Source organism: Photobacterium sp. Alg240-V54 (assembly GCF_900537155.1).
Lineage (GTDB): Bacteria > Pseudomonadota > Gammaproteobacteria > Enterobacterales > Vibrionaceae > Photobacterium.
Genome location: NZ_UNRL01000002.1, coordinates 450487 through 463388, shown reverse-complemented (window position 1 = coordinate 463388; position 12902 = coordinate 450487). Strand labels below are relative to the sequence as shown.

The following is a 12902-nucleotide window of genomic DNA, read 5'->3' as shown; positions in this document are numbered from 1 at the left end:
CGATGACACGCTTAGTTATATATTACTGACGTGTACGCGGTTTGGCTGGCTTATTCGCTAACGGGTTACGACGATTTGCCGCATTACCCGAAGGCTTACGCTTACCAGATGCACTTTGTGGTTTATCTGATGCATTATAAGGCTTCTTCGCATCATCTCTTGGCTTACCAGCAATATGTACTGGTTTACCTTGTGCGCGATCTGAACGAGGTTTAGCGTTATCGCGACCTGTTGATGCAGGTTTCGCACGACCACGGCCACCACGTTGCTCTTGCTGTTGAGCGTCTGCCTCAGCATTACGGCTTGAACTTGATGGTGCGCGACGATCATTGTTACGACCGCGACGACCGCTAGGTCCCGTTGTTTCAACACGCTCTTCGTGACGACGAACAGCACGACGAATCTGACGAATACCTTTTTTACGTTTCTGACCTTCAACCGTTAATACGGTTTCAGTTTCAGGTGGCAATTCTACTGTTGCACGTAATTCGTTTACTTCTTTTAATTCAAGCTCGCTCCAACCACCACGAGGCATGTCTTTGGTTAAATAAACATCACCGTAACGAACACGCTTTAGACGACTTACAGTTACGCCTTGTGAATCCCATAAACGACGAACTTCGCGGTTACGACCTTCTGTGATCACCACGTAGAAAGTATGATTCATACCTTCACCGCCAGAATAAACAACATCTTCAAAGCGAGCGATGCCATCTTCTAGCTCAACGCCTTTAACAACATTCTTTACCATCTGCTCGTTAACTTCACCAAATACACGTACCATGTATTCACGTTCAACAGTACGGCTTGGGTGCATTAAACGGTTAGCTAATTCACCATCGGTAGTGAAAAGTAATAAGCCCGATGTGTTAGCATCTAGACGACCAACAGAAACCCAACGGCCTGTTGTAAGACGTGGTAGACGATCAAATACAGTACGACGGCCTTCTGGATCATGACGAGTACATAACTCACCTTCAGGCTTGTTGTAGGCCAAAATTCGACAGATTTCTTCATCTGACGAAATTAATGCGATGTTATGACCATCAATACGTACGCTAACACTAAGGTCTTCAAGACGATCGCCAAGTTTAGCAACAACACCATCAACGCTCACACGACCGTTTTGGATCATTAATTCGATTTCACGGCGTGAACCTTGGCCAGCACGTGCTAACACTTTTTGTAATTTTTCACTCATTATAAACAAACCTTTGTCGCCTTCACAGGCGTCGAAATTCTCATCAAAATAGCCATATAATCATAGTTTCTTACGGCAAAACTGCACGATAAAGAAAGTGATAATGGATGGTTGATGCGAATAGCAATAATTTGGATTCTAACCTGACAATGAACAATTTATCATGCTAGATATGTAGCCAATTATTATCGCAAATATATCGCTTATTTACCATCAAAATAGCGATAAAAAAAACGTATCACAAACAATGTGATACGTTTATAAACCACCCTCTTACAACAAGGTAATTACGATCTAAATTAAACCGTTTTATTCAAATGGTGTAATATCACCAGCACCAACACGTACAATTTCAATCTCTCCATTACTAAAATCGATAACGGTTGTTGGCTGCTCACCAAGATATCCACCATGCATAATCAGATCGACAGCGTGCTCTAATTGATCACGAATTTCATCAGGATCGGCTTCAGTCGTATCTTTGCCCGGTAAAATTAAACTGGTCGACATCATTGGCTCACCTAATGCTTCTAACAATGCTAATGCGATATTGTTATCTGGCACACGAATACCGATTGTCTTACGTTTGGCATTCATCAATCGACGCGGTACTTCTTTCGTTCCTTTAAAAATAAAGGTGTATGCGCCAGGGGTGTTATTTCTTAATAATCGAAATGCAATATTATCAACGCGGGTATACAGCGATAATTCAGATAAATCACGGCATAACAGAGTGAAGTTATGCTTATCATTTAAACGGCGAATCTGACAGATGCGCTCTAGTGCCTGTTTGTTTTCTATTTGGCAACCTAAGGCATAACCAGAATCTGTTGGATAAACAACAACGCCACCATTTTTAATAATTTCAACCGCTTGATTGATTAATCTCACTTGAGGTGTTTCTGGGTGTACATAAAAAAATTGACTCATTTATCCTCCTTCGAGGCAGATAACTCAGCAGTTATTTCTACCTCTACTCGCTTTTTCTCTACCGTCCAATCTTGCCACACCGGTGACACATCTTTGGGTAACCACAAATTACGGCCGAGTTCAGTCCATGGTGATGGGTAATGAAAATCAGACCCTTGTGAAGCGAGTAAATTATATTGGATGGCGTAATCCCCAAAGGTACGTCGTTCTTGCGGTGCTTGTTGTGGCTGAGCAACCTCCATCGCATCCCCTCCCGCTTCAATAAAGTGTTGAATTAAACGCTTTATCCATTTCGCCGTCATTTGATAACGACCGGGATGTGCAATAACTGCTTGGCCACCAGCGGCATGAATCACAGCTACAGCATCAGCAATGGAACACCAACTTGGTGGCACATAGCCAGGATTACCACGGGTTAAGAATTTCTTAAACACCGCTTGCATTGTTTTGGCATAACCTTGATCAACTAACCAACGTGCAAAGTGCGCGCGTGTAATCGAAGCATCGCCAGCTAATGCCATTGCGCCTTCAAAAGCGCCTGGCATTTTATTTTTTTCTAATCGTGCGCCAATCTCTTTTGCACGTTCAAGCCGATGGGCTGCTTGGGCGCTAATAAATGAAATTAACTCAGAATGATTGGGATCTATATTAAGCCCAACAATATGAATATCAAAGTTTTGCCACACCGTTGATATCTCAATACCGTTAATTAATGTAATCGGTAATTGCTCTTGCTCGATAACCGCATGCGCTTGTGCTAACCCATCAATGGTATCGTGATCAGTAATTGCCAACACATCAACCCGCATTTCAACAGCGCGTCGAACAAGATCTTGCGGCGATAAGCGGCCGTCTGACGCTGTAGTATGACAATGTAAATCAAACAACATAACTTTACTTCTTGACTTTATTTTTGTGAACTAGTTTACTAGTACGTAATTACTGGGCAATGAGGGTCTCTTTTCTTAACCATTGCCTTTAGCTAGTTTAAACCAATTCACAGCTATCTACCTCGATAAACCTTGGCAATAGCAGCAGACAAATGGATAGCGTCATGTTACAGCAAATTAAGCATCAACAATCGACTTTATTCATACTCTGACAATGGTTGCGTTGTGTATCATAACTGTAAAATAGCGTAACAATTTCTCTTTTTATATGAGCTCGCTATCACCTTGCATTTTTCACTGTAAAAACATCAAGAGAAATAGCCACCCAATATATTGATTATTATAAACTTGACTTAAAAAACAGCAAAAACATATATTGTTAATAATTGTCGTTAAAAGTAAATAACTAGCCTTGCTCAAAGACGAAGTTTACGCCACTATCGAACAATGAAAGCAGGATTGCTATTTTGTACAAACGGCAGGGAGAACGCTGTGAATACTAACTTACCGGGATCGCATCCTTATACTGCGACAGCACCAGCCCAACATCAGATTGAACTATTGAATCTCGATGTGGCATATATTGCGGATCCAACTGACGTTTACTTTACACTATGTGGTGATAGTCCTTGCCATCTATTGCTGGAATCAGCAGAAGTGGAATCTAAACAAGATTTAAAAAGCCTGTTACTGATTGATGCTGCAGTACGGATTGTCTGTCGTGGTAAAAAGGTTCTTTTAGAGCCACAATCCGACAATGGCCGCCAACTAGTAAAGGCGTTACAACCACATCTAAAATCTGATATCGAAGCAAGCTACAGCGCAGATGGCTTACAGCTACAATTTCCAACTCATGATCAGCTTTTAGACGAAGACAGTCGCCTGCGCCAAACATCGTCTTTTGATGCGTTACGACTGATTCAACACGCATTTGATACCGACAACCATCCTCGAGATGCGTTATTTATTGGTGGGCTATTTGCCTATGACTTAGTTGCAGAATTTGAACCTCTGGCGGCTGTTGAGGCTGATAATAACTGTCCTGATTATGTGTTTTATATTGCTGAAACATTATTAATTATCGATCACCAACGCCAGCAAGCCCATTTGCAAGCCACCATTTTTGGTAATGGAACTTCCCAAATACACGATACGCTTCAACAACGTTTAGTAGCGCTAAAAACCCGTTGCCAAAATCCGCAATCGTTACCAACACCAGAACCTGTTGCTGCATGTGAACCTCACACCAGTATTAGTGATGACGCTTTTAGCCAAACAGTGGCAGATCTCAAACACTTTGTTATTCGTGGCGATGTATTTCAAGTGGTACCTTCACGTCAGTTTACACTGCCATGCCCTTCGCCACTTAACGCCTATAAAGCCTTAAAAATTGGTAACCCAAGCCCCTATATGTTTTATCTACATGATACGGACTTTACTTTATTTGGCGCATCACCAGAAAGTGCATTGAAATATTGTACTGAATCGAATCAAGTTGAAATTTATCCAATTGCCGGTACTCGTCAACGGGGAAAAAACACTGATGGCTCGATTAACCTCGATCTCGATACTCGCATTGAATTAGAGCTACGCTCTGATACTAAAGAAAACGCTGAGCATATGATGTTAGTCGATTTAGCCCGTAATGATATTGCTCGCATTTGCCAAGCAGGCAGTCGCCATGTCGCCGATTTATTACACGTTGACCGCTATAGTCATGTGATGCATTTAGTCTCACGGGTTGTCGGTCAATTACGTGAGGATCTTGATGCGCTACACGCTTATCAGGCATGTATGAATATGGGGACATTAACTGGCGCACCTAAAATCAGGGCGATGCAACTTATTCGTGATGTTGAACAACGTCGACGCGGCAGTTATGGCGGTGCCGTTGGCTATATTAACGGCCATGGTGATATGGATACCTGTATTGTGATCCGCTCTGCTTATGTTGAGAACGGTATTGCCAGTGTGCAAGCGGGGGCTGGCGTGGTTTTTGACTCCATTCCACAAGCAGAAACTGACGAAACCAGAAGCAAAGCACAAGCGGTTATCAATGCTATTCATAGCACTCATCAAGGTTAAGGAGCAGCCTATGACCATTAATAATCGTCACCATCATCCGCATATTGTTCTACTCGATAACTTTGACTCGTTTACTTATAACCTTGTTGATCAATTTCGTAGCCTTGGCTTTCCAGTAACGGTTTATCGCAATAATTTATCAGCATTAACTATCGAACAGGCATTACTTGAGCATCATAATCCAGTGTTAGTGTTATCACCTGGCCCTGGCGCACCAGCAGATGCAGGCTGTATGCCAGCCCTTATTCAACAACTCAAAGGTAGGATCCCGATGTTAGGTATCTGCCTCGGCCATCAAGCCATTGTTGAAGCCTATGGCGGCAAAGTTGCAGGCGCTGGCGATATTGTTCATGGTAAAGCAGCAATGATGACCCATAACCACCATCCCGTTTTTGGTGCTCTCGCAAGCCCATTAGCTGTCGCCCGTTATCACTCACTGGTTGCCACTGAGGTGCCCGTAGAGCTTACTACTATTGCTGACGTCGATGGTTTGGTGATGGCGGTTATCAATGAGCGCGATAAAGTCTGCGGGTTTCAATTTCATCCAGAATCAATTCTTACCACCCAAGGTGCTGAACTGCTCACTCACACCCTGACTTGGGTGTTGGCGAACCATACCGAATGCCAAAATAACCATTAAGGAAGATGATTATGAACGCTATTATTTCTGATATTGCTGACAAACTTTATGCGCAGCAAGCTCTTAGTCAAGCAGAAAGCCATACCCTATTTGATGCCATCATTAATGGTCAAGTTGAACCGATTGTATTATCTGCACTATTAACAGCACTAAAAATAAAAGGTGAAACACCTGCTGAAATTGCGGGAGCTGCCAAAGCACTCGTTGAGAATGCCAACCCTTTCCCGCGACCGAATTATGATTTCGCTGATATTGTTGGCACAGGTGGCGACGGTGCCAACACCATAAATATTTCAACCACTGCGGCATTTGTAGCAGCAGCGTGTGGCGTTAAAGTGGCTAAACACGGTAACCGTGGCGTTTCAAGTAAGTCTGGCTCATCAGATTTACTGGATAAATTTGGTATCAACTTAGCCATGCCAGCCCAAACCGCGCGCCAAGCATTAGATGATCTCGGCGTATGTTTCTTATTTGCACCGGAATATCACGGTGGTGTTCGCCATGCAATGCCTGTGCGACAAACCTTAAAAACTCGTACTATTTTCAATGTCCTTGGACCATTAATTAACCCAGCTAAACCTAATATTGAATTAATGGGTGTCTACGATAATGCATTAGTCCGCCCTATCGCTGAAACCTTAGCAACAATGGGCTTAAAACGCGCTGCCGTTGTCCATGGTAGTGGCCTTGATGAAGTTGCCATTCATGGTGAAACACATGTTGCTGAAATCATAGATGGCGTCATCACCGAATATACCCTTACTCCGGCTGATTTTGGACTTGATAGCTATCCGTTAGCAGCCATTCGTGGTGGTGATCCACAAGAGAATCAAGCCATTATTAAAAATATCCTCACAGGTAGCGGTACACCAGCACAAGAAGGAGCAATCGCAGTCAATGTCGCACTGTTATTACGCCTTTTTGGTCAACAAGATCTAAAACACAATGCACAACAAGCAATTACCGCAATGCGTTCAGGTAAGGCTTATCAATTGGTTGAACAACTGGCAGCACGAGGTTAATAATGGAAACAGTACTTACTAAAATTATTGCAGACAAAAAGATCTGGGTTGATGCACGTAAAGAAGCACAACCACTGGCCAGTTTTCGTCATCAGTTAACGCTCAGCGATCGTGATTTTTATCAAGCACTCGCAACCAATAAAGCGAGTGATATTCAGCGTCCGGCTTTTATTCTTGAATGCAAAAAAGCCTCACCATCAAAAGGGTTAATTCGAGAAGACTTTGATTTAGATTATATTGCAACCGTCTATAACCACTATGCGAGTGCTATTTCGGTGCTTACTGATGAAAAATACTTTCAAGGTAATGTCGAATTTCTACCCAAGGTGCGTAGCCAAGTTAAACAGCCCGTTTTATGTAAAGATTTTATAATTGATAGCTACCAAGTGTATTTGGCACGCCATTATCAAGCCGATGCGATTTTACTGATGTTATCAGTACTTGATGATGAGCAATACCAAGCCCTTGCAGCCGTTGCGGAGTCACTTCAATTAGGTATATTAACCGAAGTCAGTAATCAAGCTGAGCTCACGCGCGCGATTAAACTCAAAGCCAAAGTGGTCGGAATTAATAACCGTAATTTACGTGACCTTAGCATCGATTTAAATCGCACCAAACAACTTGCACCTGACTTACCCAAAGACACCATTATCATTTCAGAGTCAGGTATTTACACCCACCAGCAAGTACGTGAATTATCCCCCTATGCCAACGGTTTTTTGATTGGTAGTTCATTAATGGCGGCAGATAACCTTGATTTAGCTGTACGCAAGGTATTATTTGGCGAACATAAAGTCTGTGGTCTCACCTCAACCGAAGACGCTCACAATACCTACCAGCAAGGAGCAACCTATGGCGGCTTAATTTTTGTGCCGTCATCACCCCGTTATATTAGCCTTGATCAAGCGGCTGCGGTAATGGCAGCAGCGCCATTGAATTTTGTTGGCGTATTTCAAGATAGTCCACTAAATGATGTTATCGCTACAGCAACCACGCTAGCACTTACAGCGGTGCAACTACACGGTAATGAATCATTGCAATACATTGAACAACTACGTCAACAATTACCGCAGCATTGCCAAATATGGAAAGCACATGCCATCACAGATAGCGTGCCAGATATCAGTCAATGGCCTGTAGATAAGCACCTTTTTGACAGTAAAGTTCAAGGTCAAAGTGGTGGTACTGGGGTTTGTTTTGATTGGTCATTAATTGCTGACAATGACAAAGAAAACAGTTTACTTGCAGGTGGCCTCACCCCCGAAAATATCGCTCAAGCAGCCTCATTAGGCTTTAGTGGTTTAGATATGAACTCGGGTGTTGAAAGCGAACCCGGTAAAAAAGATCCGCATAAATTAGCAGCAGCCTTTACGGCAATCAAACACATTAAGGAAGATAAATAATCATGAGTAAATTGGATGCCTACTTTGGTGAGTTTGGTGGTCAGTATGTCCCTCAAATATTAGTGCCGGCGTTAGATCAACTTGAGAATGCCTTTATTGAAGCACAGCAAGATCCACACTTTCAGCAACAATTTATGAGTTTGTTGAAAGAATACGCGGGTCGACCAACCGCGTTAACCTTATGCCAAAATTTAACCCAAGGCACAAACACAAAGTTATACCTTAAACGTGAAGATTTACTTCATGGCGGTGCGCATAAAACTAACCAAGTATTAGGCCAAGCACTACTGGCACAACGCATGGGTAAAACCGAAATCATTGCAGAAACAGGAGCCGGACAGCATGGTGTCGCTACCGCATTAGCTTGTGCGCTACTTGGGTTAAAATGCCGTATTTATATGGGCGCGAAAGATATTGAACGTCAAAGCCCAAATGTATTTAGAATGAAATTAATGGGTGCTACGGTTATTCCGGTTACATCTGGATCGTCAACTTTAAAAGATGCCTGTAACGAAGCAATGCGTGATTGGTCTGCCAGTTATGACAAAGCCCATTATCTATTAGGTACTGCCGCTGGCCCCCACCCATTTCCAACTATTGTGCGTGAATTTCAAAAAATCATTGGTGAAGAAACCAAGACCCAAATTATCGCTAAAGAAGGTCGTCTACCTGATGCAGTGATTGCCTGTGTTGGCGGTGGCTCAAATGCAATTGGTATGTTTGCAGATTTTATCGAAGAAACTAATGTCCGTTTAATTGGGGTTGAGCCTGCAGGTAAAGGGTTAGATACCGATATGCATGGTGCACCGCTTAAACATGGCAAGTTAGGGATCTTCTTTGGCATGAAAGCACCGTTAATGCAAGATGAGCATGGCCAAGTGGAAGAGTCATATTCGATTTCAGCAGGGTTAGATTTCCCTTCCGTAGGCCCGCAGCATGCACACTTAAATGCAATTGGTCGTGCAGAATACGGTGCCGTAACTGACGATGAAGCATTAGAGGCTTTTCAATTACTAGCCCGTAAAGAAGGCATTATTCCTGCACTAGAATCTGCCCACGCACTGGCTTATGCCTTAAAAATGATTGCAGATGATCCTCAAAAAGAACAACTACTCGTGGTTAATCTTTCTGGTCGAGGTGATAAGGATATCTTTACGGTTCACGACATTTTAACGGCGAAAGGAGTTTTATAATGGATCGCTATCACAATTTATTTACTCAACTTAACGCCCGCAATGAAGGCGCTTTTGTTCCGTTTGTAACCCTTGGAGATCCAACACCACAACGTTCAATGGATATTATTGATGCCTTAGTTGCCGCAGGTGCTGATGCATTAGAATTAGGTATTCCCTTTTCTGATCCTCTTGCTGATGGCCCGACGATTCAAGGAGCAAACATTCGCGCGTTGGCAGCAAATACTACACCAGTAATCTGTTTTGAAATGTTGGCAGCCATTCGAGTTAAATATCCAGAACTGCCGATTGGATTATTAATGTATGCCAATTTAGTGTTTGCCAGCGGTGTTGATAATTTTTATCGCCGCTGTGCTGAAGCTGGTGTCGATTCAGTGTTAATTGCTGATGTACCAGTTGATGCCTCACACGAGTTTAGAATGGCGGCAGAAACACATGCCATTCACCCTATTTTTATCGCACCACCTAATGCAGATCCACAAACCTTAAAAACAGTGTCTGAACTTGGTGGTGGCTATACTTACCTGTTATCACGAGCTGGCGTAACTGGCGCAGAAACAAAAGCTGAAATGCCGATCGAGCCACTTTTAGCCAGCCTAAAATCACACCATGCACCACCCGCCTTACTTGGCTTTGGTATTTCAACCCCAGAACAAGTTAATGCTGCGATAAAGGCTGGTGCAGCAGGCGCTATTTCTGGCTCTGCGGTGGTAAAAATTATTGAGTATAACCTCAGTGACCATGATGAGATGTTGAATAAATTAACCACCTTTATCACTAATATGAAATCAGCAACACACTGCTAATTATTATACTGCCATCAATAATGATATTGGTGGCAGTTTAACACCAGCAATAGGTAACAATAGATAAACAATAGCAAACACAAGTGCAACTATTTATCAGTAGATGTTAATTATCATCGCAACCCATCTTCTCTACACCCGCAAACTCATCATCATAGATTACATTATACGCTCAATACACCCCCAAAAATTAGTGCAACCACGCGCACATAAAGCCAGCAACCACATGAAAAAATAAGCCGTTATATATTGCCAACATATAAACTTCAGTGTAAAAACACATCAAAGATACAAAATAACAATAACAGCAACATTTACAACAAAACAAAACAAACCAACAACATTATTCATGCGTCATCTCGATATCACAGGGGAGTATATCGTGTTAAAAGATAAAAAGTTGCTTAATAATATCGGCGTTCAAGTCGTTATTGCTATGATCATAGGTACCATTGTCGGCATTATTATGGGTCATGATGCCGTCATGTTTGCACCACTTGGTAGCTTATTTATTCATCTAATTAAAATGCTCGTCATACCATTGGTAGCTGTTGCTATTATATCTGGTGCGGCAAGTTTAGGTGGCAGCCACGCTGCAGGTAAAATTGGTATAACAACCTTAGCTTTCTTTGGTATCACATCTGCGCTTGCTGTTACATTAGCACTGATGATGGGCGTAATATTCCAGCCAGGGGTTGGCGTTGATTTATCTGGTGTTGCTGGCATGTTTGCCAATACTTATGCTGATAAAGGTTCGTTACCGACATTTTGGGCAACCATTTTAGGCATGATCCCTACCAATATTTTCCATTCCTTAAACGAAGCCAATATTCTTCAAATTCTGGTGTTTTGTTTATTTTTTGGTATTGCGCTTTCTAAACTAGAACAGGAGCGTCGCCAACCACTAATAAACGGCATTAATGCCATTGTCGATGCCATGGTATGGATGATTAATGTTGTCATGAAGTTTGCACCGATCGGTGTATTTGGCCTCATGGCTGATGCAATTGGTAGTTTTGGCTTCAGTGCGCTAACAGTGGTACTTAAACTGTTTGTGGTGTACGTAGCTGCTATTTTGATCTATGGCTTTATTGGTTACCCAATCATGATCAAATTGTTTTCAAAAACATCACCGCGTAAATTTTTATCTGCCATGAAAAAGCCACAAGCTGTCGCGCTCTCAACAGCATCATCAATGGCAACATTACCAGTCACAATGGAAACATGTGAAGAAGAGTTGGGTGTTAAAAATTCAACGGCTTCATTTGTATTACCCCTTGGCGCAACTATCAATATGAGTGGTAATGCAATTTACTACGGCCTTGTCGCTATTTTCTTTGCTCAAATTTTCAATATTGAATTAGGAATGAGTGCATATATTGCCATCATTGTGACCTCAACCATTGGTGCGATTGGTCAAGCGGGCGTACCCGGTCCCTCGTTCTTAGTAGTTGCGGTATTGCTATCAGCAGGTATTCCTATTGAAGGCTTACCGCTATTATTTGCCCTTGATCGTATCTTTGACATGATTCGAACCGCACTTAATATCACTGGTGATGCAGCATGCGCCGTAATTATTGATAGTGTATATGACAACCAAGAGCAAGCTGTTGCAGCGCAATCATAATTGTTATTAACTCTTTTACAGCATAATCAATAGCTACTCAGGCGACTGAGTAGCTTTTTTCATTTAAGCGAAGGAACAGGTATACTCTGAACAATTATTTTTAATGAGTTGGCACCAATGAAGCAACTGATAGAGTTTATTCCATTACTGATTTTTTTCGTATTATTTAAAACCAACGGTATTTTTGTCGCAACAGGCGCATTAATTATCGCTACAGCCATTCAGCTCATTGTGTCATGGGTTATTTATAAAAAGCTCGAAAAAATGCAACTGATCACTTTTGCTATGGTGGCAATTTTTGGTGGCTTAACACTTGTTTTACATGATGAGAATTTCATCAAATGGAAAGTAACTATCATCTATGCTTTATTTGCATTGGCATTGTTAATTAGCCAACTGATGCGAAAACCATTAATTAAATCGATGTTAGGCAAAGAAATGACATTGCCTGAAAACGTGTGGTTACGTATCAATCTGGCATGGACGGTGTTTTTTGTTGTTTGTGCGGTTGTAAACATTTATATTGCATTCAATTTTCCGCTTGATATTTGGGTGGATTTCAAGGTATTTGGTTTACTTGCATTAACGTTACTATTTACCTTAGCCACGGGTGGCTATATTTATCGCCACCTACCGAAAAGTCCTGATGATAAATAAAGTTGTATAGCCGATGACTACTGAAAACAATATCCCTCGTGGACAGCTTCTACTGCGTACATTAGCGATGCCTGCCGATACCAATGCAAATGGTGATATTTTTGGTGGTTGGATCATGTCACAGCTGGATCTTGCAGGTGCTATTTTAGCCAAAGAGATCTCTCGTGGCCGTGTCGTTACTGTTTCGGTTGATAAAATAGAATTTAAAGCCCCTGTTGGCGTTGGTGATGTTGTTTGTTGCCATGGTGAATGTAAACGTATCGGTAATACCTCAATGAGTGTCGGCTTAGAAGTATGGGTCAAACCTGTTGCCGTTGACGGCATCGGTGAACGTTACCGTGTCTGTGAAGCAACCTTTAATTATGTCGCTATCAATAGCGAAGGTCGCCCACGTAAAATTGAAGTGGCTCAATAGTTTTTATCAAAAAGCATTTAGTTAACAATAAGC

Annotated in this window: 12 protein-coding genes; 9 read left to right on the top strand and 3 right to left on the bottom strand. The window is 42.1% G+C overall.

The window, feature by feature from the left end; all coding sequences use genetic code 11:
• Positions 1-22: 22 nt before the first annotated feature.
• The 3 genes from rluB to G6R09_RS07620 form a co-directional block, all read right to left on the bottom strand.
• Entirely contained in the window at positions 23-1201 is a 1179-nt protein-coding gene (gene rluB / locus G6R09_RS07630; protein WP_060996628.1) for a 23S rRNA pseudouridine(2605) synthase RluB, read from the bottom strand.
• A gap of 309 nt (positions 1202-1510) precedes the next feature.
• A complete protein-coding gene (locus G6R09_RS07625) occupies positions 1511-2131 on the bottom strand; it encodes an L-threonylcarbamoyladenylate synthase (protein ID WP_060996629.1) in 621 nt (206 codons plus the stop codon).
• Positions 2128-3021, bottom strand: a complete 894-nt coding sequence (locus G6R09_RS07620; RefSeq protein ID WP_065166281.1) for a PHP domain-containing protein — start codon at positions 3019-3021, stop codon at positions 2128-2130. The genes G6R09_RS07625 and G6R09_RS07620 overlap by 4 nt, the downstream gene beginning before the upstream one ends.
• A gap of 492 nt (positions 3022-3513) precedes the next feature.
• On the opposite strand from G6R09_RS07620, the gene G6R09_RS07615 reads away from it, so the two are divergent.
• The 9 genes from G6R09_RS07615 (at position 3514) to yciA (ending at position 12869) form a co-directional block, all read left to right on the top strand.
• A complete protein-coding gene (locus G6R09_RS07615) occupies positions 3514-5106 on the top strand; it encodes an anthranilate synthase component 1 (RefSeq protein WP_240345709.1) in 1593 nt (530 codons plus the stop codon).
• A gap of 10 nt (positions 5107-5116) precedes the next feature.
• Positions 5117-5746, top strand: a complete 630-nt coding sequence (locus tag G6R09_RS07610; protein ID WP_065166283.1) for an aminodeoxychorismate/anthranilate synthase component II — start codon at positions 5117-5119, stop codon at positions 5744-5746.
• 11 nt (positions 5747-5757) lie between these two features.
• Positions 5758-6768, top strand: a complete 1011-nt coding sequence (gene trpD / locus G6R09_RS07605) for an anthranilate phosphoribosyltransferase (RefSeq protein ID WP_065166284.1) — start codon at positions 5758-5760, stop codon at positions 6766-6768.
• 2 nt (positions 6769-6770) lie between these two features.
• A complete protein-coding gene (gene trpCF / locus G6R09_RS07600; protein ID WP_163921518.1) occupies positions 6771-8171 on the top strand; it encodes a bifunctional indole-3-glycerol-phosphate synthase TrpC/phosphoribosylanthranilate isomerase TrpF in 1401 nt (466 codons plus the stop codon).
• Between the two features lie 2 nt (positions 8172-8173).
• Positions 8174-9364: a tryptophan synthase subunit beta gene (trpB, locus tag G6R09_RS07595; protein ID WP_065166286.1), complete on the top strand. Its 1191-nt coding sequence runs from the start codon at positions 8174-8176 to the stop codon at positions 9362-9364.
• The gene (gene trpA / locus G6R09_RS07590; protein ID WP_163921515.1) at positions 9364-10170 is read left to right on the top strand and encodes a tryptophan synthase subunit alpha; all 807 of its coding nucleotides are present in this window, start codon (positions 9364-9366) and stop codon (positions 10168-10170) included. Before trpB ends, trpA begins: the two co-directional genes overlap by 1 nt.
• A 349-nt stretch (positions 10171-10519) precedes the next feature.
• Positions 10520-11797 (top strand): dicarboxylate/amino acid:cation symporter, encoded by a 1278-nt coding sequence (locus G6R09_RS07585; protein WP_163921512.1) that lies wholly within the window; start codon positions 10520-10522, stop codon positions 11795-11797.
• Between the two features lie 117 nt (positions 11798-11914).
• Entirely contained in the window at positions 11915-12454 is a 540-nt protein-coding gene (locus G6R09_RS07580) for a septation protein A (RefSeq protein ID WP_065166289.1), read from the top strand.
• 13 nt (positions 12455-12467) lie between these two features.
• Positions 12468-12869 (top strand): acyl-CoA thioester hydrolase YciA, encoded by a 402-nt coding sequence (gene yciA / locus G6R09_RS07575; protein ID WP_163921510.1) that lies wholly within the window; start codon positions 12468-12470, stop codon positions 12867-12869.
• Positions 12870-12902 lie beyond the last annotated feature (33 nt).